This window comes from Chitinophaga skermanii, from assembly GCF_003259335.1.
Taxonomy (GTDB): Bacteria; Bacteroidota; Bacteroidia; order Chitinophagales; family Chitinophagaceae; genus Chitinophaga; species Chitinophaga skermanii.
Genome location: NZ_QLLL01000004.1, coordinates 410,444 through 436,651 on the forward strand (window position 1 = coordinate 410,444; position 26,208 = coordinate 436,651).

Consider the following 26,208-nt stretch of genomic DNA (forward strand, 5'->3'; position numbering starts at 1 on the left):
TTCGCCCGGTTACTTGCATGACCGGGCTTTTTTCTTAACCCAGTTCACCCTAAATCAAAATCGATATGAAAAAGTCCATTTTTAACACCCTGGTTCTTTGCGGAACTATTGCCTTCTCCGCTTGTCAGAAAGAATCATTGCAAACAACGAACGACCTCGCACAACAAAAAGCCATTGTACCTAGTAAAGTAGGTACTGTGCGTGCAGCTACTTTGTTAAGTAGCCCATTAATTAGCACAGTGTATAGCTATTTGCCAGCACCTGGACAGTTTATCAACGAAGCTTCTTTTGGTACACCTACCGCCGCCGCAGGTTTGGTGGGAAGTACTTCAAACATTGTGTCTTTAGGTGGCTATGGTGGTTACGTAGTATTTGGTTTCGATCATTCTGTTACCAATGGTACAGGTGCCGATATCGGTATTTACGGCAACCCGTTAGGGCCCACTTACCAATGGTCGGAGCCGGGCATCGTAATGGTTAGCCAGGATACGAACAACAACGGTATTCCAGACGATACTTGGTATGAACTAGCAGGTAGTCAATACAGCGCTGCCAGCACTATTAAAAATTACAAGATCACGTATTACAATCCCGGTACAATTGCTACCAACGTTTTGTGGCGCGATAACCAAGGGGCTACGGGTTATGTATATGCGAATGCATACCATACCAGCAATAACTATTACCCAACGTTTGCGCCGAACTTAGATTCTATCAGTTTCACCGGTACCAAAGTGGCCAACACTTTGGTAACAGGCACTATTATTACGAACCCCGGTTATGCTTGGGGGTACGCCGATAACTATGCTACGGATCACACAACGTATGGTTACAACACATTCGATATTAGCTGGGCTGTAAATAGCGCAGGTACGAGTGTAAGTCTTACTCACATCGATTTTGTGAAAGTATATACAGCACAAAACTGTGCAGCAGGACCCATGTTAGGCGAGATTTCAACAGAGATAAAAGGTGCGCGCGATTTGCATTTGTAGTCGTAACGCATTTTCATAGTTTTTTTCTTTACAGGTTAATCATGAACACACCACGAGGTTTTTACTTCGTGGTGTTTTTATTTTGGTGCATTTGAGGCTTGGATGACTGAAAACGAGAAGATGTAAATCCTTTGTAGTAGCGATTTTAGCTGTTTATTATGAAAGTTGAAGCTTGTAGAATCTGATAAAATGTGATTGGTACACCTAGCACGATACGTTAGGTTTGCTGTATCGAAACAACAAATTCCATGGCAACTAACGCTTATCAACGCGCCGCTATGCCAAGAGGCACGAACGCGGTTTTGGATGTGAGGACGGTAGACAATGCGAACGCAAATTTATTATTGGTATTGAAACCCGGCATGCGTGTACTCGACGTAGGCTGCGGATCGGGTACCATTACAAAAGGAATTGCTGATATCGTAGGCCCGAATGGATACGTTTGTGGTATTGATCGTAGTAAAGAGTTGATTGATATAGCGCAACGTAATTTTAAGGACTATGCGAACTTGGAATTTGTGAGCGATGATGTAATGGCATTTAAGCCAACATTGCCATTCGATGTAATTACAACTAGTCGCACCTTGCAATGGATCGAAACGCCACAAGAAGTGATGAAGAAAATGATTAGTATACTCGTACCAGGTGGAATGATTTGCGTATTGGATTACAACCATACAAAAATCGAATGGCAACCTGCTCCACCAGCCAGTATGCAATATTTCTACAACCAGTTTTTAAAATGGCGTGCCGATGTGGGTATGAACAATGCCATTGGCGATGCTCTACCTCAATTAGTAACGGGATTGCACATGCAATTACAATTGCACGCAGCATTCCCGGAAAGCACGAAAAGAGAAGATCCCGATTTTCAAACCCATATATCTATATGGACGAAAGTGGCAGAAACACGCGGTCAACAATTAGTGGCCGACGGCTATATTTCGGAACAGGAGCGATTACAAGCAATTAAGGATTACAACGAGTATTGTATAAATGAAGCGCAAACCATGCGTATGTATTTAATGGCTACACACGCTAGCGTGTAGAGAGAAGCGAGCCAATATTTTCTAACCAGTTGTGTTTTTATGCAAGTAGTAGGCGAGTGCCACTGCTTGCATTGCGCGGGGTGGAGCAGCTACTGGTTCCCTCTTTTTCTTAAAACTGGATCAGTTACATCATTGAAAGATGTAGGAGTTTCGTGGTTTCAATGAACGAACACCATGCATATCATCAACGAGCCTTCCACTATTATCACCCATCTTCACACCGTTAAAGAACGTATCCACCAAGCATGCCTACAGTGTAACCGCGATCCGCAAGAAGTACGCTTATTATTGGCTACGAAAACAGTGCCGGCAGAACGTATCCGCGTAGCCATCGAAGCAGGTGAAACACTCATGGGCGAAAACAAAGTACAGGAACTCCGCGATAAAGCACCTGGACTAGCTGATTTAACGATCGAGAAACATTTCATCGGGCATTTACAAAGCAACAAAGTAAAAGATGTATTGAAATATGCTACTTGCATTCAATCATTGGATCGTGTTGAAATTGCTAGGGAATTAGAGAAACGTTTGCAAGCCATGGGCAAACCACTAGATGTATACATCCAAGTAAACACATCCGCCGAAGAAAGCAAATTCGGTATTGCACCTGCCGATATTTTTACCTTTGCGAAACAGCTACAATCATTCGATACTTTGCGTGTAAAAGGCTTAATGACGATCGGGTTATTAGATGCCGATCCTTTGAAAATGAAACCTTCCTTGCGTTTATTACGTCGTTTAAGAAACGAGCTGTTGCAAACGGGCATTTATACAGCATTGGGTTTATCGATGGGTATGAGTGGCGATCTTGAAATGGCCATTGCAGAAGGTGCTACGATGGTACGTGTTGGCACAGCTATATTTGGTAACAGGGTAGTGCCGGGATATGTGTGGAACGAGCAGGCAAATCAATAACAGTTGGGAATAAAATGTAGATTCACCAATTGCCTTTAGTATATTCGTGTTCATAATTACGAAGCAATGTTGAATCTCCGAGTTAACTATCCATCTGTGCCTAGCGAATTGGAATTGTTCCACGCTTATACTGCCGAATTTCCCCGCCGTAGCGAGTTCGACCTATTACATCCACCGGCTTACAGCCTACAAGAAAGAGATGAAGCAACTTTGTTGCAATTCTTAGGGGTGGATATGGACGCCGTGAAAGCAACATCTGTTATTACTACCATTCCATCGGCGAACTCCGCCTTATATTGTGTAATGGCGGTATTGCATAAAGGATTGCAAGTAGTGGCCACGGAGGAGTTTACTTTCCCGGGGTTCAAAATGATTGCAAACCATTACAACGTGCCATTAGCAACTGTTGCTTGCGACGAGGAAGGGATGATTCCTTCCGCTTTAGCTGCTTTTTTAGAAGCGGGTACTTGTAAGTTAGTTTATCTTCAACCTACTATCCACAACCCAACATGCGCGGTGATGTCGTTAGAAAGGCGTCAAGCTATTGCGGAAGTAGTGGCTTCATTTGAAGATGTATACATTTTGGAGGATGATGCATACCGTTTCTTACATCCTTCACCTCCACCTACTTTTTTATCCATTATCCCGTCGCGCACGGTGCATATTTTGAGTTTGTCAAAAGCCTACAACCCGTTCCTCAAAGCGGCTTACATTATATATCCTACCAAGCTATTGCAAGGTTTGGAAAACTACATTAGGCTTACATCTAGTAGTCCTTGTAGCCTGTTCATCGATTTTGGTATTCACCTTTTACAGGGCGGCCGTCTCCAAAAGATTATGGCCGAAAAGCAAGCCGTGGCGAAAGATTGGCAAGATCAAATCCGGAAGGTGATGAAAAGAGTACCATACGCAACGCACCCGAATAGCTTCCATTTTTGGATCATGTTACCACAAGGGAATTCTTCGTCGACTATTACGAGTTATTTACGTACCGAGGGTATGGATATTCCCGATGGGGTCGATTTTGCCGTTAATGGGCAGGAGAACTATATGCGGGTAGCCTTGGGTACAGAGTGGCAGTCGCCGGAATTATTACCGGCCATGGAGAAGTTGGCGGCTTGTATATTGGGTAATAATTAAGGGAGGATGATCGTTATAGATTGAACATTCGGCTGTTTGGGTTGTTTTCAAGGAAGGAACCTCGGAAAAACCTACCAGTATGAGAAATTCAACGTATAGCATCGATATCAAGGCATCAAAACACATCGTTTGGGACGTATTATGGGATGAAGATTCTTACCCGGAGTGGACGACCGTTTTCAGCCAAAATAACCACATTGAAACCAATAGTTGGGAAAAGGGCAGTAAAATCCTGTTTGTCAACGGTAACAATGATGGCATGGTGGCCGAAATCGTCGATATTCGGAAAGAAAACTCTATATCCTTCCGTCACCTCGGTGAAGTAATGAACGGGGTAGAAGACTATACAACCGACATTGCCAAAAAGGTAGCCGGTTCCTTAGAAGCCTATACATTGGAAGAATTCCATGGTATCACCACGCTGACTGTTTCGATCGATTTTGATCCTGAATACAAAGACTATTTTGATAAAACATGGCCACAAGCCTTACAAAAAGTGAAGGAAATCAGTGAATTATAACATCGATCAGTAGAAACCAGTATATTTGTATACGCAAGATTCGATAACAACGCTTTAAAAAATTACAACGTTGCCAACGCCGATTTTTTAGAAATACGTTTCCCAACCATTTTGACTTGAGGCCAACTTTTATACACTGTGCAAGGAAAGCGACTTGTAGAATGGATAATGATGTCATGTGCCTACGCATGAATATTTTAGTGCAACTGCCTGCTGCGGTGGAATCACGTTAAAATATATTATCTTTCTCCCAGTTACACTGTTTTGTCCAGCTAGAACCTACACCCCTGTTTTTTTATGAAAAAACTGTTTACGAAGTTGCTATATATAGGAACTGACGCTAACCCAAGTTATTCATACCAAGTAATTACGTTAAACTTCATTGCAATCTTAACGGCTGTATTTTCTATTGCCCTAGGTTGCGTGTTTTTTCACTTTACGGGAGAATATAGAATCCTCATTCCTACTGTTTTAGAGGGATTATCATTCCTATGCATTTTACCACTTCACCATAAAGGTTATTATACGGGGGCCAAAATCAATGCCCAATTAACCCATACGGCAGCCACCGTGTATTTCGGGATTATTTTAACTGAGGCGGTAGATGCCAGCTTGCTCGTGGCATTTTTAGCAGGGCAGGCATTCTTGTTGTTCCCACTAGAAAAGGAAGGCCGCTTAAGAACATTTTGTTTAGCCATAGCGGGTTTGTCGTATGTAATATTGGAAGTGGTGAAGCAATTCAACCTTGTAGAGCCGTTGCATTTCGATCATACCAGCTATTTGTGGGTGCATATAGCCGGTGGTGTGGTAATTATCGTGTTAACGATCTTCATCATTGCCCGCTATCAACGTATCACAGAACGCCTTACCTCCGATAAATCGAACCTTCTCGAAGAAATCAAGCAGCAAAACGAGAACTTGGAAGGCGTAGTAAAACAACGGACCCAAGAACTCGAAAATGCCAATAACTCGATTATTCTCTATCTCCGCGAAATATCGCACGAGATTCGTACGCCTTTAAATTCTATCTATTACGCCTCTAAGATGGTGAAAGAGGGAATTACCCATGAAGTGCAGCATGTGAACGATATTGTGCTTTCCCGTAGTTTACTAGCCTTGCGAATCATCAACAATATCTTAACAATCGAAAAGCTATCGAAAGGTGATTACCTCGCTATTTCCAATGAGTGTTTCCTATTGCAAGAGTTTTTATTGGAAAGCCAGCAGGCGGCGCAAATTATTGCCAACGAGCGGCAAGTTACCATACAATTGCGCACCCGTAATATCCCCGAAGCGATCGTGTCGGACCCACTGAATTTGGATAAGGTGCTGAATAACTTATTATTGAATGCTATTAAGTTTACAGAATCCAAATCAACCATTTACCTAGATGCAACGGTAGAGCATAACCAGTTGGTACTTAGTGTTGCCGATCAAGGTAAGGGCATCCCGGAAGATATATTGCCCCATATCTTTAACCGCGTTAATAAAGGCACGAACCGATTTATTGAAGGGAATGGGCTAGGCTTGAACTTGGTAAAACGAATTGTAGAACTCTTCAACGGTACTATTACAGTACAAAGTTCTTCCAAAGGCACTGTTTTTACCGTACGCGTACCCATGAAACAGGGCGACAAGCAAGATATTAAAGTGAAGCCCGATGAAGAAATTATCACGTGTAATTTAGAAGGTACGAAAGTATTGGTGATCGAAGATGAATTGATGGCCCAGAAATATGTAGAGATTGTACTCAGTAAATTGGGGTGCGATTTTACAATTTGTTCGAATTTTGAAGATGCCCATGCCCATGCATTACAGGTTACACCTGGTATTATCGTGTTAGATTTAACCTTGCCGGGTAAGAAAGGGCCAGATATTATCAAAGACTTTAAACGTAACCCAAGATTCGCTTCGATACCTATTATTGTAATGTCGTCTAACGCCTTCCACGAAGAGATTGAGGCTATTAAAGGATTGGGTGTGAATGAATATATTGTAAAACCTGATAGCACGCACCTCTTAGAAAAAGCCTTGGTGAAGTGCAAGAAAATCATTTTTGCGAAGGAGGTACTGGAGAACTTCAAGTAGGGTTTAGTACTCCTTTAGTGTCATAGTATCGCGTGGAAGTCTTTGCTATATGGATTCTGATAAGTTCTAGTTTTTGTTGGAACTTTAATATGAACCATAAAATAGCATACTATGCTCGTTACAATTCCGTCCCTTTATTGCCCATTCGAGGCAAAGATTCACCCGCAGTTACCGCTTATAGAACAACACACGAACGACTGGATACGGTCGTTTGATTTGTTGACAAGCGAAGAGCATTACATAGCCTTTAAGAGCTATAAATTTGCGAAGATGACTGCGCGTACTTACCCAACAGCCAGCCTGGCATTTATCAATGCTGCATCGTGTTTGAACACCTGGTTGTTTGTGCTCGACGATATGTTGGATCATATCAACGAGCAAACTGAGAAGATTCGTGATGAGAAGTTTTTGAAGAAATTGGTAGGTGACTTCGTAACGATTTTCCGTTACAACAAGTTGCCGAACAAGAGCCCAGAAACTTACAACATCTTGGCTTCTTTGGAAGACATCTGGCAGCGGTTTATCCCGCTTACATCGCCTACATGGCAAAGCCAGTTTACGATTAGTTTTACGGCTACCTTCCAAGCTGCCTTCTGGGAAGCGGAGAACGCGGTGAAGCATCGTAATATTTCATTGTCGTCGTACAAATTAATGCGCCAATTCTTTAGTGGTGCAAACTTGGGTACCGACATGGTTGAACCTGCTACAGGCATCCAACTGCCGTATTATGTGCAGCAAGAACGTACATTTATGCAATGCGTGGAGTTGATACGCAGGGTAATTTGCTGGGCGAATGATATCTTCTCGTTAGAGAAGGAATTGGCGCATGGCGATTCGCACAACCTCGTATGTGTACTTGCTAATGAGTACGACATTTCCATCGAAAAAGCCATCGACAAAGCTGCCGAATTGCATGATGCAGAGATTGCACAATTCATGCAATTAAAGCAAGAGCTGCCTAGTTATGGCGAGGCTGTTGACGCCCAAATTCAATCATACTTTTTAGCCATGGAAACGATGGTGAAAGGATTTATTGATTGGTCGGTGAAAGATTCATTGCGTTATATACGCGACTAGTGGGTCGGTAACAGAACGATGTATTTCCATTGTTTTGTTAACCCATTTTATAAGGCCCTTCTTACCAAACTTGTAGTACGAATACTGTATCCTTATACTTCCATTGCACCTATACCGACTAAACCTTTCTATTTGATTTTTCTTGTAAATACTTCCGTGTGAATGAGAGCCCTAGGTGGTAGATTTCGTCGAACTTGTTAAAGTCGAACATACCGAAATTACCCAGCCCGGTGGGTTCTAGGAATTCTTGGCAAAGCTGTTGGTTTTTGAGTACCGATTCGCGGATGGCCAAATGTAATGTTCTTTCTACGTTTGATAGGAAGCTGATATTGCTATTGTAAGGCGTGAGCGGGTTGACATGCACACCGATAATGTTCGTGTAATCTTGTAATAATGGCTCGATGGGTAAATTACTGGAGAGGCCACCATCGACGAATTGCACGTTATCTATTACCCTTGGTTGAAAGAGAATGGGGATACTTGAAGCAGCTAGCACAGCAGGGATAATGGCGCCGCTATGAAATATATGTTGGTTGCCGTTGATGAAATTTGTGGCGGTAATGAATAGGGGCGTTGGTAATTCCTCGAAATGTCGATGTCGTAGCGTTTTGTGCAGCACATCTTCTAACTTCTTCAATGACACAAACCCATTCCGCCAATTTTTCCATTCAAAGGCTAGTCCTAACTTATGTCCTTTAAAAATGGCCCCAATTTCTTCCGGTGAATACCCATCACAAATAAAAGCGGCCACTATTGATCCTGCGCTGGTAGCAGCAATAGCACTAGGTACAATACCCACTTCTTCAAAGGCCTTCAATACCCCTACATGGGCATAGCCCCTAGCGCCTCCACCGGATAGTACAAAAGCTCTTTTATTCATAGCCGAAATATAAAAAGTTTTAAGAATGATTTAACGATGTATTTGTATTGTACACATCAAATTATTCCACTACTTTGTACAGCAAAATTCCACACACATGAAAAAGGTTTTCATTACAGGCTTGCTGTTATGGGGTGTAATGGGTGCAAAGGCCCAAGAGAAGAAGCCGCCCATTATGCTGAATCATATCGCCATGTACGTACATGATTTGAAGAAGGCAACAGATTTCTACATCAATATTTTACAATTCCCCGTGGCCGACGAGCCATTTAAAGATGGGAAACATACTTGGTTCGACTTGTCGCCCACTAGCCGCTTACATTTGATAGAAGGAGCGCCAACAGAAATCAAGCGTGATAAAAATGATCACTTGTGCTTTAGCGTGGCATCTATTGAAGACTTTATAAAGCGCCTCGAGAAGTTTAAGGTAGATTACAGCGATTGGGGTGGTAAGCCGAAGGCAATTACCCATAGGGTAGATGGTGTAAAACAGATTTATTTCCAAGATCCCGACGGGCATTGGATCGAGATCAATAACGATGGTTATAAGTAATTGATAATTAAAATACTAGATAAACCCGTTTCTACTTGGTGGAAGCGGGTTTTTTTATGGATATAGTTATATTCCTCTTTAAACTTTTCCTGCTAAGGGTTGTTTATCATAGTGTTAGTGAACAACGCGTGTATGTAGTGAATTCCCCGGATACCTCATTAACAAGTATATACCCTGTGGGCCGATGGTATTGATATCGACATTACCGGCCACTTTACTATTCAATTGTACTTATGCCTGCCTCCTAATTACTTTAGGTGCAGGCTGCTTTGTTTATAGGATATCCATATCCAATCACCTCCAAATTCTGGATCCATGATCGTTAAGCGCTTACGGCACGTAATTACTAGCCACTTATTGCGTAATGCTACACCTACCGCTAAAGTTTTGCTCCCGCTGATGGTTGTTGGGCTGCTGTTAATGGCATGGCCATCTTCGTTATTTGCCCAGCAATGTACAGGTTCGTTAGGTGACCCTGTTTTTAAAGAAACCTTCGGCAATGCAGGCACCACGGTGAAACCAACTTTAGGTGGTCCATTGCCTAACGGGGTAACCAACTATACTTATTTCAGCCCTCAAACGCAACCGAACATGTCGGAAGGGCCTTATCCTGGGCAGTATACGATTAGTAATTCTACATACGGGTACCGCAACCATTACTTCGTGGATCGTCCAGATCATACATCGGGAGATGGTACCGGGTATTGTATGGTGGTAGATGCCCAAGCAACGCCGGGTCAATTCTATGAACGTACGATTACCGGGTTATGTGCCGGTACAACGTTCGAGTTTTCCGCTTGGATCATGAATATTAACCCCAACACAAGTAGCTCGAAACCCAGCCTTCGATTTGATATATATGATGCGAATAACCCGAATGGGACACCTATCGCCACTGTATCTACGGGTGAAGTTGCCTATCAATCGCCCGGTACTTGGGTGCGTTTGGCAGGTATGTTTCAAATGCCTTCCACTACCAGTACAGTTATACTCAGAATATTCAGTAATACCCCTAGTAGCCAAGGGAATGACCTGGCGTTGGACGATATAGCCTTCGCGGCATGTGGTCCTCCATTTGTATTTACCCAACAAGCCGGCATTGTGTGTGCGGGTGGTACTGCATTAATGAACGTAAGTTTACCCGCCGGCAGTTATTCTCAATATTTCTTTCAACTTCAAAAAAGAGCCATCGGTACGGAAGCTTGGTCGGACGAAGGTGGCGTAATCAATAATGGAACAAACAATGCATATACTTTTACTATAAATAACGCGCAAGGTGGTTTTGAATATAGGGTTGTGGCTGCTGGAGGAAGATCTGAAATGGGGAATGTAAACTGTAGAGTTGTATCGGACCCACTGGAACTAAAGATTATTGATTTCAGTATGTCGATTACCGGCACACCAGCTATTTGTTCAGGTACATCTACTACCTTAAATGCTGTTGTAACACCTACACCAGGTACAGGTACACCTACTACAGGCTTTACGTATACTTGGGAAACAAGCACAACGGGTACAGGTGGCTGGACAGTAGTAAGTGGTCAAACGGGGGCCACATTGAATACCGGGGTATTAACAGCCAACCGTTATTACAGGGTATCCGCTGTGGTGAATGGTTGTAGTGGTTCGGGGGCGAGTGCAGCTTATTTGGTAACCGTTAACCCGGCAGTAAGTGTAACCATGCCAACGGAAACAACGATTTGCGAGGGAACGCCTATTGTGCAAATACCGTATACAGCCACCTCGGGTACACCCGATCGGTATACGATTAGGGGGCAAGGAGTGCCTGGGTTTACAGATATTGTAAATGCTACATTAACGGGATCGCCGATTCGAGCTACGGTACCGAATGGTTTGCCTGCAGGGATATACAATTTCACCATCCAGTTTAGTAATAGCGCAACAGGGTGTAATTCCCCGGCCATTCCATTGATATTACATGTGGATGGTGCGCCAACAGTAGCCGCTGCCGGTCCTGATCAAACATTATGTGCTACCACCACTGCTACCATGGCAGCGAATGTAGCCACTGTAGGTGCAGGTGTTTGGTTACAAATAAGTGGTCCTAATACAGCTATCATTACAACACCTAATAGCCCAACCACCACCATGACAGGCTTAGTGCCTGGCAGCTATGTTTTCCAATGGAGAATAGCAAATGGTGTATGTATATCAACATTTGATAACGTAACGATTAACATCACACCTGCTACTACCATCGCGAATGCAGGGGCTGATATAACCCAATACAACTCCGGTGTATTTAACTTAATGGCGAATACACCTGTAAATGGCACGGGAGCTTGGTCGGTTATTAGTGGATCTGCAACATTGGGTTCTACAACTAATCCACGCACAACTGCAACAATAGGCGTTAATACGAGTGCCACATTAGTATGGACGATAACAAATGGTATTTGCCCACCATCCAGCGATACAGTGGTCATTACCTATACTAGCCGGGCCGACATACAGGTAACAAAAGTGGTGCGCGAAAATGGGCCCTATTTAGCTGGTCAGGATATCCAGTATGATATGGTGATTTTGAATGCCGGGCCATCTAACGCCACGAATGTACAAATTACGGATGCCATACCGGCAAATGTGATCGTATCGAATGTAAGTGTAGGCGCTGTAGGAGCTGCGACGATTGTACAGAATAATTCTACGAATACCAACGTATCTGTTATTGCAAATATACCTACGGGAGCATCGCGTATTGTGGTGGTGGTTGAAGGGAAGATTAACCCTGCCTTTGAGGGCGATTTAACGAATACCATTACAGCTGTATCAACTGATGTACCAGATCCCGATGGTGCAACAGCTACCGTTACAATACCTGTTGTAAGGAGGCCATTTATGACCTTAGAGAAAAACGCACCGGCTTCTGTAGCAGCAGGCGAAAGCATGCAGTTTACTATAGCAGTAGAGAATGATGGTTTAGGGGATGCGATTGGAACGGTAATTACGGATGCTGTATCGAATAAATTGACGAATGTAACTTGGTCGGCCACTGCAACAGGTCGCCAAAGCATTGTATCCGGTGCAACCGGTAGCGGCAATACTATCAGCATTATGGCGAACATGCCTGCAGGAGATACAGGTAAGGTGTACATCACGATTAATGGTACCGTGCGTGCAGATGCAACAGGTACAATTGAAAACGTGGCTGTGGCCAATCCTGCGGAGGTAACTGTAGGAGAAACAACGTCGAACACAACGCATACTGTGATTACCAGCTCTTTGGGATTGGTGATTGATAAGAGTCATGTTGGAAACATAATTGGAACGGCTGGGTTGCCGGTAACGTATGTGTTGAAGGTGTTTAATAATGGACCGAGTAACGCGGTGAACACGCGTATTTTGGATACCATTCCTGCCAACTTTACCAATGTTACTTGGAGCACCCAGGTAGTAGGTGCAGCGGCTGTAACTGCCGGCGCAACGGGTAGTGGCAATATTGTAGATGTAAGAGCGAACATTCCAGCCGGTAATTCAAACATAGTAGCAGTAACCATCACCGCCACCGTTAATCCAAGCTTTGCAGGCAATATTACGAATACAGCCTACGCTATTCCTGCCGAAGTAGGTGCCGAAACAGTATCGGATATTGATATGCTCACTGTTCGGAAACAAATGGCATTTACGGCGCAAAAAAGTGGACCGGCTACTGCAATTGCAGGAGAACAAATATCGTATACAATTGATGTTACAAATGGTGGCCCTTCTAATTCAACAGCCACTGTTATCCGCGATAATATTCCAGCAGCGATATACAACGTAACTTGGACAGCGTCCGTGCTAAGCGGTACAGCCACTATTACAGCCGGTGCAACTGGTTCAACTAACAATGTAGCCGTTACGGCGAATATGAATGCGAATGCAGTTATTCGCATTATTGTAAGTGGCACCATTCTACCACAAACAACAGCAACCATTAAAAATACGGCAAGTGTTACACCATCAGAAGCCAATGTAAGCAGTGTTAATTCTAACGAGGTCGTAACTACCTTAGAAAGCGCCGCTGTATTAAGTATTACTAAATCCGGGCCAGCAACAGCTTCTGCCGGTAATACGATTACATACATACTGAGGGCAACTAATAATGGTCCTAGCTTCGCAAGAGACTTTGTAATTAATGACGTGGTACCAAGCAGTATTACCGATGTGTCGTGGGTAGTTAATTCGGCTGGCAATGCTAGTGTAAATAGTTTAAAAGGAATAGGTAATAATATTCAAGTCACAACTAGCTTAGCGCCTGGTGCAAATAATTATGTAGAAATAGTTGTAACAGGTACCATCAACCCGTCTTTCCAAGGTACCATTACTAACACGGCTACTGTTGTTCCTACAGAACCGAATAGTACAGGCGATACAGCTTCACAAGTAACGGTAGTGAGTAGAACTCCTGAGCTACGTATCAGCAAAGCCACTACTCGCTTAGTAGCAGCTGGCGACAGTATTCATTATAGGATAAATGTGATTAACATTAGTACATCTGATGCATTAAATGCCTTCATCTCCGATACGGTACCGGGCAGTATAGCAGGCGTACGGTGGTCGGCAGTAGCAGAAGGAAATGCCAGCATCATTGGGGCTACAAGCGGATCGGGCAATATAATTGGTGTGAATGGCAATATCCCAAGTGGACAAAACAACAGGATTGTGCTGATCATCAGCGGCATTACAAGTCCAGCATTTGACGGCCGGATTGTAAATACTGGATATGCTTTAACAGCAGAAACGGGTGTTCAAATCTTAGATACTGCAATATCGTTAGTCCGTAAAATCCCAACGATCAATATCACCAAATCAGGACCGGCTATAGCGAATGCGGGAGAAAAAATTGTATATACCGTTGTAGTAGATAATACCAGTCTTTCCGACGCAGATAACTTAGTGATCCAAGATGATGTACCGGCTATGGTACAAAATGTTACTTGGACAACCTCAACAAAAGGGGATGTGGTAATATCAACAGGTGCCACTGGCAGCGGAAATAATGTTGGATTAAGTGCGCATATTGGTGGTGGTGGAAATAGTCAAATTGTGATTACCATTACAGGTACTATCGATCCTACCTTTACTGGTAACATTGTAAATACGGCTGCGGCATTACCATCTGAACCTGGTGCTACACCGGCAAATGCGGAACCAGTAATTACGGTTGTAAATAAAGCGGTGAATTTACGCATTAGGAAGGCAGGTCCAAGTTCTGTAAATGCTGGAGTGGAAGTACCTTATGCTATTGTAGTAACTAACACTGGTCCATCTGCAGCTGTAAATACTGTAATTACAGATGTTATACCTGCGCAATTGCAAGATATATATTGGCGAGCACACGGTACTAATGGTGCTAATATTACTTCAGATTCAACGGGTGATAGTCATACAATTAGTATCACTGCTAACATCCCTGTTGGTGGTTATATCAATATTGAGGCGGGAGGTATTGTACCGGCATCTGTCACTAGCGATACATTATATAATGTGGCCACAGCCGATCCTGCAGAGGCGGGCAGTGCTACTGTTGCTTCAGATACAATTGTTACGATTGTAGCACAACGTCCAGATATTTCGATCATAAAAGTGGGACCTTCCGACGCTTCTGCTGGTGAAACTATTTTATATGGTATAAGAGTGGTGAATTTCGGACCAAGCGATGCGAAAGGAGTGGTGATTACAGATACCATCCCTGCAAATATATCGAACGTAGCTTGGGCTACTGTAACCGCAGGTAATGCCAGCATTATTACAGGTGCGAAAGGAACAGGCAATATCCTTCGTATAGTAGCAGATATTCCAGCAGGGGAAACGAATATTGTAATAGTGGCAATAGAAGGCAAAATAGATCCTACTTTCGCCGGTACCATTGTGAATGATGCATATGCGAATCCAAATGTGCCGGGCTTTAATACACTGCACTCGCAAGTATCGACTGTAGTAGCAAGAAAAGCGAATGTAAGCATCTCAAAAGTTGGTCCAGCCAACATTGCTGCAGGTGAACAAATTCAATATACAATTGAAGCGACCAATTCCGGTCCTTCTTACGCCAATAATATTACTATTACAGATGCAATTCCAGCGGCTGTTATCAACGCTAGTTGGGTAGCAACCGTGCAAGGTGGAGCGGTAATTAGTTCGGCCGCAAGTGGTACTGGTAATGTTTCCTTGAATGGTAATATTCCTACAACAGGTAAAATATCCATTGTAGTAACAGGCACAGTAGATCCGAATACTACTGTTACTAGTATTACTAATACAGCTATCTTAAGAAACGATCCAGCATGGACAAATACGCCAGGTGATACTTCTTCTGTAACCACCAATATTGCATACGTAGCGAATTTACGTATCAATAAAGCCGGTCCTGCTAACCATGCTGCAGGCGAGGCTATTGAATACGTTATTACTGTAGAAAATGATGGTCCTACTAATGTGAAAGGGGCGGTTATTTCGGATATACTACCGGCCGCTATATTAAATGGATCATGGATGGCAGTTGGCAACGGTAATATTGCGAATATATCACCTGCCAGCGGTTCGGGTAATGTGAACCTAACAGCGGATATTCCTGCCGATGGTAGTACATTAACGATTGTTGTATCTGGGATCATGTCGCCTGCTGTAGTGAACGGTTCTTCCATCATTAATACAGCTACTGTAAACTTACCAACTGGTACCATCATTACAGATCCAAATCCTGCTGATAATACCAGCACTATTACAACAATAGTAGATAACAACCCAGTTGTTAGAATATCGAAAACGGGGCCTGCCAGTGTTATCGTGAACGATACAATTGTATACAGAATTGTAGTAACGAACGGTGGTAGCGGGAACATTACGAATGCAGTTATCACCGACAATGTACCTAACACTATACAAGTAGTAAGTTGGAATGCACTTGCCACCGGTGTTGCATCAATTACTGGTGCTGCTTCAGGTAATACGAACACGGTTAGTACTACAGCCGATATCCCTGTTGGGCCATTGAACACCGTTGTAGTAACTATTCGCGGTATTGTAACAAACACTGCCGGTAATATCATCACAAACACAGCCACCGTAGTAGCTGGTGGAACAACAGTATCTTCTACTACCAGTGCTCAAAATACAGCAACAGATGTACGCATCGTGAAGAGCGGCCCACAAACAGCCATAGCTGGGGAAGCGATTTCTTACCGGTTACAAATATTTAATAACGGCCCGCGCAATGTAAATGACTTACAAATAACGGATATCATTCCTGCAGTTATTACCAATGTATCTTGGCAGGCTATTGCGACCGGCAATGCTAGCATTATGGATAGCGTGCATATAGATAGTACAGGTAACACTATCAATATTCCTGGTAAAATTGCGGCTGGGGCAGCAAATTACATCACCATTTATATTTCAGGCACTGTAAGTGGTACTACAACAGCAACAACTGTTACCAATACTGCAAACGTTACTGTAAATGATGTAAGCGATTATAACTTATCGAATAATACAAGTAGTGTTACGACCACAATTACGCGTCAATTTGGACTGGCAATTGATAAAACAGGACCATTAACAGCCCAATCGGGTACGAATGTTTCTTATCAAATTAAAGTCACAAACGACGGCCCTTCCGATGCCATAGGTGTAAATATTAATGATTTGGTTCCGACTGATATCATCAATACCCAATGGCAAGTAGCCGTACAAGGTGGAGCGCAAGTAACAGGACCATTTAATGGAACGGGTAATACAGTTAACACAACAGGTAACATTCCAGCCGGTGCAGGGAATGTAATTGTGGTAACAGTTACAGGTACTGTTAACAACGATTTCGATGGTACCATTACCAATATTGCAACTGCCGGAAATGCTGTTATCCCAACAATTGCCGATACAGCAAGAACAGTTGTTACACGCAAAACCGGTTTAGTAGCAGCGAAGAGCGGGCCAAATGAAATTACAGCCGGTGACCGGATTACTTATGTTATTACGGTATCGAATGGTGGCCCGGCATTTGCTCGAAATGTAAACATTACAGATACAATTGATAGTAGAATTACGAATGTTGCTTGGGTAGCTACAGGTACAAATGGAGCCGTTATTAATAGTGGTGCTGTAGGTACTGGTCACCAAGTATTGGTGAATGCGGATATTCCGCCAACAGATACAGCGGTTGTGCGCATTGTGGTAACGGGTGTGGTGCCTTCCGATGCATCGGGTGTAATTACTAATACAGCTACTATTACACCGCCAGGTATTGTTAACCCTCCAATTATTACACCACCGATTATTACACCAATTGATAGGCTACCTGAATTGTCTATCTCGAAAACTGGTCCTACGGCTGTAGCAGCTGGTGGTACAATTCATTATGTATTGTTGGTTACGAATGATGGGTTAAGTGATGCTGTTGGTGCAACAATTTCAGATCTCGTACCAAGTACTATTTCGCAAGTAAGTTGGACAGCTACGGCTAATCAAAATGCAACTATTACGGCTGGTGCTGCTGGTAATGGAAATAACATATCAGTAATAGCTACTATTCCTCCGAAAGGAACAGTACAAATTGCGATTGACGGTAAGGTGGATTCTACGTATGTTGGTACATTGCTTAACAGCGCTTATGTACGTCCGGCAGAACCGGGTAGTAACAGCGATTCTAGTCAAGTTGTAACTAGTGTAAGCAGGCGTCCAGGCGTACGTATTACGAAAAGTGGTCCTGCACGACTAAGCTCCGGTGCAGCTATTACTTACGTGATTAATGCGACAAACATAGGCCCCAGTGCCGCATTAAATGCAAGTATCCACGATGCTGTTCCAACGGCTATTAAGAATGTAACATGGACAGCTACCACGCAAGGTATGGCAAGCATTATTGGTGCTGCTAGCGGTACTGGTAACGTGGTAAGCTTGAATGGTAACATAGCACCTGGTACAGGTAATAGTATTCGCGTAACAGTAAATGGTACTGTAGATGCTGCATTCAGGGATACGTTGTATAATAGGGCTATTATCACACCTGCAGATACCGGCGTAGTAGCCGATACTTCTGGGACAGTGGTAACCGTTATTGTACCGCAACCCAATATTATTATTAGTAAAGATGGACCTAATACAGCTATTGCGGGTCAAGGTATTCAATACACCATCACGGTCGGTAACGTAGGCCTGAGCAATGCTGTTGGTACAATTATTACCGATTCCATTCCTGCTGATATTACAAATATAACTTGGACTGCCCAAACGAATGGTGTGGCAACTATTACAGGAGCTACCAGTGGTACAGGTAATAATATTTCAACCACGGCCAACATCCCGGCAGGCAACAATAACAAGATTGTGATCCAGGTAAATGGTACTGTGTCGCCTACGTTTGTTGGTACAATAGTGAATAAAGCATCGGCTAAACCTGCAGAAATAGGAGTGGCTGAGAAATTTGCACAGGTAACTACCAATGTAGCTGCTAAAGCTAACCTGCAAATTGCTAAAACGGGTCCTACTACTATGATAAGGGGTACACAGGTGACTTACATTGTTGCCGTTAGAAATGTTGGTCCGAGTGATGCGGTGGGTGCTGTTGTTACGGATACCGTGCCGAATGTGCTTACGAATGTAACATGGTCAACCTTGTTATTCCGTAGTGCAAGTGTTACAACAGGTGCGACGGGTAGCGGCAACTTAATAAATCTCACAGCAAATTTACCGGCATCCGATTCAAGTGCCGTATTGCTTGTAATTGCAGGTACGGTACGACAAGATGCGCCGGACGGTTCTGTAATTAACGTTGGTTATGTAACAAATAATGGTGAATTAAAAGCTTCAAGAGAAGTTGTGAGTTTAATTAGAGGTGCTACCGATTTGGCTATTACCAAAACAGCACCAGTTGAAGCATTCATCACAAATACCATTAGCTACCAAGTAACTGTTACCAATAATGGTCCAAGCGATGCGAATGGAGCGATGATGAAGGATGTATTACCAAATGGTTTAACACAAGCTACTGTACAAGTAACGAATACAACAGGCGGTGCAGCGAATATTACAACTAGTATTCAAAACAATAGTATTACCGCTACGCTCGGTACATTCCCTGCTAATGCAAGTGTTGTGTTTACCATCACAGCAGTAGCCAATACTCAAGGTAACCTCGTAAACGTAGCTACCATCAATACTCCAACTGGTATGAATGATACCGATTCTTCGAATAATATCGCTTCAGCAACCACGCTCATCTTACCGAAGAGTGCCTTGTCGATCGATAAATCGATAGAACCAGCGGGTGGACCATATAACATTGGTAGTACGCTTACTTATAAAATACATATCACCAACAATGGTGTAAGGGCAATCAACCCGGTCGTTGTAGTCGACAAATTACCGGCAGCAAACTTGGTGAGCGATCCAACCTATAATACACCACCACGTGGTACAGCCAGTTATAATGCGGGCGCTCGTACGTTAACGTGGAATGTTGGTTTGCTAAACGCCGGCGAATCGTTAGATTGGCAATATAACATGGTGTTGTTAGCAGAAGGCGAGGTGAAAAACACAGCGCTGGTAACTGGTCCTCCAGGTGTATCTACGCCAGATACATCTATTGTAACGATCAACACTGTGCGGTATGCAAACTTGAAAGTGGTGAAAGTACTAAATACTCCAACACCGCTGAAAGTAAATCAAATCATGCAATTCACCATTACGGCAACGAACCAAGGGCCAGATACCGCTACGAATATTATTGTGTCGGATATCTTCGCCAATAATATTGGTAACCCAAGTAACATCACAGTCAGTGTTGGTCAAACAAGCTTTGATGCTACTACACGCAGGTTTACTTGGTCGATTCCACGATTGAACAATGGTGTAAGTGCTACCTTGGTGTACAGTGCCAAGTTGAATAGTGGCGGCAATGTAAGTAACACTGCTACCATTGCAGGTAAAGAAATAGATGTAGATCTTACAGATAATACGTCTACCATTACCGCAGATATTAGCGACGATTTCTTCATCCCGAATATTATTACACCTAATGGTGATGGTAAGAATGATAAGTTTGTTATTCCTGGACTCGATAGGTATCCTGGCTCTGCATTAACGATTTATAACCGCTGGGGTAACCAAGTATATCAAAACAAAAACTACGATAACTCTTGGGATGGTAATGGCTTAAATGAAAGCACTTACTATTATGTACTTCAATTACGTTCTTCAACAGGCGAAGTGAAGATCGTGAAAGGTTGGATTGAATTGGTGCGATAAACTGCACATAACTTACAAGGGCGTAACACAACCACTGTGTTACGCCCTTTTTTATTTTAAACTTTCAAGGGTACCAATTGTTAGCCCTATATACAAACCAAAAAGGTTTATTTCTTCACACCTAAAACCGCAGAGATGTATTATAGTAATGGTAACTACGAAGCATTTGCAAAGCCGGTAAAACCGGATAATGTTGATCAAAAGTCGGCCTATTTAGTAGGCAGTGGCTTGGCTTCGATGGCGGCTGCTGTGTTCTTGATCCGGGATGGACAAATGAAAGGGGAGCGTATTCATATATTCGAAGAATTAAAGCTACCCGGTGGTAGTTTAGATGGTATTCTACAGCCTACAAATGGCTTTATTATCCGTGGTGGTCGCGAAATGGAAAACCATTTCGAATGCCTATGGGATTGTTTTAGATCCGTACCGTCATTAGAGGTAGAAGGAGCTTCTGTGTTAGATGAATTTTATTGGTTGAATAAGCGCGATCCCAATTTTTCGCACATGCGCGCAACAAAGAATAAAGGCCAAAGTGCTAAAACAGAAGGCCGATTTACCCTTAGCGATAAAGCCACGGAAGAACTTGTAAAACTATTTCTTACCGCTGAAGATCAACTCGACGATAAACGGATTAACGACGTATTCTCCCAAGAATTCTTCGCTTCCAATTTCTGGCTATACTGGCGCACTATGTTTGCCTTTGAAGAATGGCACAGCGCCATCGAAATGCGCAGGTATATTGCCCGCTTTATACACCATATCGGTGGCTTACCCGATTTGTCGGCACTCAAATTCACGAAGTATAACCAATACGAATCGCTTGTATTGCCCTTGGTAGAATATCTAAAATCACAAGGTGTACAATTTATGTACGGAACACAAGTGCAAAATGTAGTGATCGATACAAGTAATGGCCGAAAAATAGCTAAATCAATTGTGTATGAATCGGGTGGGAAAGTAGAAGAACTAAAGCTCACAACGAACGACTTGGTATTTGTTACCAACGGTAGCATTACCGAAAGTTCTACCTATGGCGATCAACATACGCCTGCCGTACTGAATCCTTCTCCCGGTGGTTCATGGAGTTTATGGAAGAATATAGCGGCGCAAGATAAAGCCTTTGGTAACCCGCAGAAGTTCTGCGGTAACATCCCGCTTAGCAATTTCGTGTCGGCCACGGTTACCACGCTCGATGGTCGCATTCCACCTTATATAGAAAAAATCTGCCAACGTGATCCTTTCGCCGGTAAAGTAGTTACGGGTGGTATTGTTTCTGTTAAAGATTCCAGTTGGCTGTTAAGCTGGACATTCAACCGTCAGCCTCACTTTAAAGCACAAGGCAAGGAACAACTCGTAGGGTGGATATATGGCCTATTTAGCGATAAACCCGGCGATTTCGTGAAGAAGCCTATGAAAGAATGTAGTGGTATAGAAATTTGCGAAGAATGGTTATACCATTTGGGCGTTCCTGTAACAGATATCCAAGATATGGCCACCAATTCTGCCAATACCATACCTTGTATGATGCCATTCGTAATGTCGTACTTTATGCCCCGCGCTGCCGGTGATCGCCCGAAAGTAGTACCCGAAAACTCCGTTAACCTCGCCTTTATCGGGAACTTTGCTGAAACGGAACGGGATACCGTATTCACAACAGAATATTCTGTAAGAACAGCGATGGAGGCCGTATACCAATTACTCAATGTCGACCGTGGCGTGCCCGAAGTATTTGCTTCCGCCTTCGATGTGCGCGTATTGCTCAGTTCTTCTGCCCGCATGATGGATGGCAAGAAGTTGCTCGACATGAAGGCGCCTTGGATTGTGAAGTATATCGAGAAAAAAGCAATAGAGAAAAGCAAAGGCACAATCATATACGAACTACTCAAAGATGCCGGGTTAGTATAACAAGTAACTATCCATACCCATAAGCAATTTGGTGGGTATGGATAGTATAAAAAAAGTCCCTCGCCGAAGGCGAAGGACTACTGTGAAAAATTAAGCAATAAGATCGATTTACTTCGCATCACCCACAAAGCGGGCTAATGGCGCCATCCTAGCTCTATTTAAAATCAACGTATCGTTCACAATGAAGTAACTGTCGGCATTTTCCAAGGCGCGCATAAATTGGTGTTCTGTATCCAAATTCTTACAAGCCATCATCGTGGAAATTAATTGCGACATTTTAATCCTATTATCTCCTTTCAATACGAAAGAACCACCAAAACCATTACAGCCCCCGTTGCCCGATACTCTTTTGTCGGTTTCTGAGAAGATTACATATGGTTGTACCCTTGCTTCTGGATCTTTTTCTACAGGTTTCCCGTTCACTTCTACCAAGGTCCACTTCTTATCGTATATGGTTAAGCTAGTACCCGCATTATTACCGCTGTTTTGGGTTTTAGCGCTCGATTTACATGCAGTCATGCCTACTATGGCAGTTAGGCCTAATGCTGCTATGTACATAATTTGTTTGCGTATCATAAGGTCGATTTTTTTGAATGCGTGGCTAATATTGTTTATTTACAAACCTTGTTCCAAAAAGGAATTGTTCACTGTGATTGTTTTGGTGACCAACGTCGTTTGTGCCATCAACATCGTTGTGTCACACACTTTGTGGCTGTGTTCGCTCATTAACTACCGCCTATATATCGTTGATCCCCAAGGAAATGTTACACATTGCCATAACTATTTGATTGCCCACCATCGATGGCGAGTATTTGCCCGTTCACATAACTACATCCATCACTCAGTAAAAACGCTACTACGCTGGCTACTTCTTCCGGTAATCCTAAGCGCTTAGTAGGGTTGGCCCTTGAATATTCAGTTTCGGCGGCTTTGGGGTCTTTCGGGTTTACTTGTTTGAAAGCCTCGGCTACCATGGGCGTTAAAATAGCGCCGGGAGCGATTGCATTGGCGTTGATGTTGTATTGCGCATATTCTAAGGCTACGTTCTTCGTCATGCCCGCTACGGCATGTTTACTGGCCACATAGGGCATTTGGTGCATTACACCGCGTATACCACCCACGCTGGCTACGTTTACAATTCTACCGTATTGTTGTTGCTGCATCACGGGTAACACATAGCGTAAACCATAGTATACACCTAATAGGTTGATATCGATTACTTTCTTAAACACGTCGATATCGTACGTAGTAATAGGTGCTTGCCTTCCTTCAATACCGGCGTTGTTGTACAAGCCATCTACCCGTGAAAACTCTTTTACGGCAAGTTCTACATATTGCTTTACTTCTTTTTCTTCCGCTACATTGGCGAGGGTGGTCACTATTTTGGCACCTTTATGTGCTTGTTCTATGCCGGCTTTTGCTTGCTTTAATGCTTCTTCATTGTAATCGACCATTAGAATTTGCGCTCCTTGTTTCACACATTCCAAGGAAGCAGCATAGCCCAAACCCATAGCGGCACCAGTAATAATGATAGATTTGCCTTGTAAGTTTCCCATGATTCATTTTTTGGTGTAAAGAATCTTCAACACCCGTAATAACAAGTGAATACAGACTTTGTTGCGATTCGCCGTACGGCGAATGCATTGGTTTTGTAACTTCGCGCATGCGTTGGAAGCCTTTTATATTGAGTTTTAGAGATGCCTTTAGGACATTAACCGCGAACGACCCGTTACGACTGGCCGGGGCCACTGCGTTTTTTACCACCTTTGCCCTCCCGGCTATCTTAGTGATCCTCATTCAATTGCTTCGCCTCATCTTTCGCATTCCCCAAAGCGGCCGCCGCCTCTTGCAACAATTGGAAGGCGTAATTGGCAAAGAAACCACCGATATGGTATTCGAAACCTTGCAAGGTATTCGCGGACTCGCTCAAAACGAGATTATTACCTTCTTAGGCTTCGTATTCCTATTGTTCGTTGCTACTACTTTATTTAAAGTGATCCGCAGCTCCGTCAATCAACTCTGGGATCTCCGCGTTATCCGTAAAGAAGGCTTTTGGAGCATTATGATCTCACGCTTAAAAGGGGTGTTAGTGATGTGCTTCCTCGGGGTAGTATTTGTATTGGATTTAATGATTGGTGCTGCACAAGCGTTTGTAATTAAGTATGTTGATTTGTACGTACCTACATTATCGGGTTATTTCAATGGTGCCTTAAACTACGTTGTGTCGGTATTGTCGGTTACCTTATGGTTTGCTATGGTGTTTTATTTTTTACCCGATGGAAGACCAACCAGGCGTGTACTTTTTATGGGTGCATTTGTAACCAGCATTCTATTCAATATCGGTAAATTAGTACTCCGTGTTGCGTTGAATTACAGTAATATCAGTAACATCTATGGGGCATCGGCATCGTCGGTATTATTGCTGTTGTTTGTATTCTACACGGCCATGATATTCTATTATGGCGCTGCTTTTACGAAGGCTTGGGCCTTCAATAATAACGAAATCATTAAACCTCGTCCATATGCCGCGATTTACAAGTATACTGTTGTAGATCAAGAAGATTAATCATCGTATTATCCTAATATATTCGCCCCGCTACGAAAGTGGCGGGGCTTTTTATTGGTCTAAAAATTGAATCCAGCAGCAATCCTATTAAATATTTTGTATTTTGATCAGCGACGGACACGTATTATCCACGTGAAGCCATCTTACTCCAAACTATTCGCTTTATGAAAAAATTATTATCCGTACTCGCCTTCGCGGGTTTGTGCCAATTTGCACAAGCACAATCGCTGCCAAGAAGTACACCCGCTGCTGAAAAAGTATCCGAAAAAGGCATTGAAGATTATGTTGCTGCTTTCAAACAAAAAGGGGAAGACATCCATAGCTTTATGGTGTTGCGCCATGGGAAAGTAGTAGCAGAACAGTATTTCGGCGATAACAGTGCTACGAAGCCCCACGTAATGTGGTCGGTAAGTAAAACATTTACGGCTACCGCTATTGGCTTTGCGGTGCAGGAGAAATTGTTGACAGTGAACGACAAGGTTATTAAGTATTTCCCTAACGATTTACCGCCGGAAGTATCTAAAAACTTGCAACAATTAGAGATTCGCCATTTACTTACCATGACGAATGGCCAGCCCACCGAACCCCGTCCTGCCGACTTTCCCAATCAAAGCTGGGAGAAAACATTCTTCGCGCTATCGATTGTAAATGAACCTGGTACAAAGTTCTATTACAACAGTTACGCAACGTATATGCTCTCGTCAATCTTACAAAAGGTAACCGGCAAAACTGTGTTGGAGTACCTTACGCCTAGGTTGTTTCAACCATTGGGCATTGAAGGTGCAGTATGGGATAGCAATCCTGCAGGAGTAAGTTATGGCGGCTGGGGGTTGCACATTAAAACGGAAGATATGGCCAAAATGGGCCAGTTTATTTTGCAAAAAGGTACGTGGAACGGCAAGCAATTGCTAGCTGCTAAATGGTTCGATGAGGCTACCCGTGCACACATTGTACAATCACCACAATGGGTACAACCGAATGCCGATATTACGGTAAGTGATTGGTCGCAAGGTTATGGCTACCAAATGTGGCGTTGTAGGCATAATGCATTCCGCGCCGATGGAAAGGATGGTCAATTTATTATTATCATCCCGGAGAAAGACGCGGTGATTGTAACTACAGCAAACGTACAGAACATGCAGGAAGAAATAAATCTCATATGGGATCATTTACTGGCCGGCCTAGAGTAAAAAAGATACTGAGCACCTCCCGGGGTGCTCTTTTTTTAGGGTTTATGAGAACAGGCCCGGTAATTGTAGCAAGGGAACAAATC

15 protein-coding genes are annotated in these 26,208 nt (G+C 43.2%); 12 read left to right on the forward strand and 3 right to left on the reverse strand.

Going from position 1 to position 26,208, the window contains the following annotated elements:
* Positions 1–65 precede the first annotated feature (65 nt).
* The 7 genes from LX64_RS12410 to LX64_RS12440 all read left to right on the forward strand — a co-directional run bounded on the left by LX64_RS12410 (position 66) and on the right by LX64_RS12440 (position 7,784).
* Positions 66–995: a PKD domain-containing protein gene (locus tag LX64_RS12410; protein ID WP_111597966.1), complete on the forward strand. Its 930-nt coding sequence runs from the start codon at positions 66–68 to the stop codon at positions 993–995.
* 248 nt (positions 996–1,243) lie between these two features.
* The gene (locus LX64_RS12415; protein WP_111597967.1) at positions 1,244–2,044 is read left to right on the forward strand and encodes a class I SAM-dependent methyltransferase; all 801 of its coding nucleotides are present in this window, start codon (positions 1,244–1,246) and stop codon (positions 2,042–2,044) included.
* A gap of 174 nt (positions 2,045–2,218) precedes the next feature.
* Positions 2,219–2,959: a YggS family pyridoxal phosphate-dependent enzyme gene (locus LX64_RS12420; RefSeq protein WP_111597968.1), complete on the forward strand. Its 741-nt coding sequence runs from the start codon at positions 2,219–2,221 to the stop codon at positions 2,957–2,959.
* Positions 2,960–3,025: 66 nt separating this feature from the next.
* Positions 3,026–4,099, forward strand: a complete 1,074-nt coding sequence (locus tag LX64_RS12425; RefSeq protein ID WP_111597969.1) for an aminotransferase class I/II-fold pyridoxal phosphate-dependent enzyme — start codon at positions 3,026–3,028, stop codon at positions 4,097–4,099.
* A gap of 79 nt (positions 4,100–4,178) precedes the next feature.
* Positions 4,179–4,619 carry an SRPBCC family protein gene (locus tag LX64_RS12430; protein WP_111597970.1) on the forward strand — a complete coding sequence of 147 codons (441 nt, stop codon included), beginning with the start codon at positions 4,179–4,181 and terminating at the stop codon, positions 4,617–4,619.
* A 297-nt stretch (positions 4,620–4,916) separates the two neighbouring features.
* A complete protein-coding gene (locus tag LX64_RS12435) occupies positions 4,917–6,707 on the forward strand; it encodes an ATP-binding response regulator (RefSeq protein ID WP_111597971.1) in 1,791 nt (596 codons plus the stop codon).
* Between the two features lie 111 nt (positions 6,708–6,818).
* Positions 6,819–7,784, forward strand: a complete 966-nt coding sequence (locus LX64_RS12440) for a terpene synthase family protein (RefSeq protein WP_148707296.1) — start codon at positions 6,819–6,821, stop codon at positions 7,782–7,784.
* Positions 7,785–7,902: 118 nt separating this feature from the next.
* Here the strand turns inward: LX64_RS12440 and LX64_RS12445 are convergent, their stop codons facing one another.
* Complete coding sequence (locus LX64_RS12445; RefSeq protein WP_111597973.1) at positions 7,903–8,664, reverse strand: patatin-like phospholipase family protein; 762 nt, start codon at positions 8,662–8,664, stop codon at positions 7,903–7,905.
* Between the two features lie 97 nt (positions 8,665–8,761).
* Here LX64_RS12445 and LX64_RS12450 point away from each other — a divergent pair, with 97 nt between their 5' ends.
* The 3 genes from LX64_RS12450 (at position 8,762) to LX64_RS12460 (ending at position 22,369) form a co-directional block, all read left to right on the forward strand.
* Positions 8,762–9,217 (forward strand): VOC family protein, encoded by a 456-nt coding sequence (locus LX64_RS12450; protein ID WP_111597974.1) that lies wholly within the window; start codon positions 8,762–8,764, stop codon positions 9,215–9,217.
* 315 nt (positions 9,218–9,532) lie between these two features.
* Positions 9,533–20,464 (forward strand): T9SS type B sorting domain-containing protein, encoded by a 10,932-nt coding sequence (locus LX64_RS12455; protein ID WP_111597975.1) that lies wholly within the window; start codon positions 9,533–9,535, stop codon positions 20,462–20,464.
* A gap of 135 nt (positions 20,465–20,599) precedes the next feature.
* Complete coding sequence (locus tag LX64_RS12460) at positions 20,600–22,369, forward strand: oleate hydratase (protein ID WP_111597976.1); 1,770 nt, start codon at positions 20,600–20,602, stop codon at positions 22,367–22,369.
* Between the two features lie 108 nt (positions 22,370–22,477).
* Here LX64_RS12460 and LX64_RS12465 read toward each other — a convergent pair whose 3' ends face one another.
* Both LX64_RS12465 and LX64_RS12470 read right to left on the reverse strand, forming a co-directional pair.
* Entirely contained in the window at positions 22,478–22,945 is a 468-nt protein-coding gene (locus LX64_RS12465; RefSeq protein ID WP_111597977.1) for an META domain-containing protein, read from the reverse strand.
* A gap of 188 nt (positions 22,946–23,133) precedes the next feature.
* The gene (locus LX64_RS12470) at positions 23,134–23,925 is read right to left on the reverse strand and encodes an SDR family oxidoreductase (RefSeq protein WP_111597978.1); all 792 of its coding nucleotides are present in this window, start codon (positions 23,923–23,925) and stop codon (positions 23,134–23,136) included.
* Between the two features lie 107 nt (positions 23,926–24,032).
* On the opposite strand from LX64_RS12470, the gene LX64_RS12475 reads away from it, so the two are divergent.
* Together LX64_RS12475 and LX64_RS12480 are read left to right on the forward strand one after the other, a co-directional pair.
* Positions 24,033–24,935, forward strand: a complete 903-nt coding sequence (locus LX64_RS12475; protein WP_111597979.1) for a YihY/virulence factor BrkB family protein — start codon at positions 24,033–24,035, stop codon at positions 24,933–24,935.
* A 164-nt stretch (positions 24,936–25,099) separates the two neighbouring features.
* Positions 25,100–26,125: a serine hydrolase domain-containing protein gene (locus LX64_RS12480; protein WP_111597980.1), complete on the forward strand. Its 1,026-nt coding sequence runs from the start codon at positions 25,100–25,102 to the stop codon at positions 26,123–26,125.
* Positions 26,126–26,208: the final 83 nt, after the last annotated feature.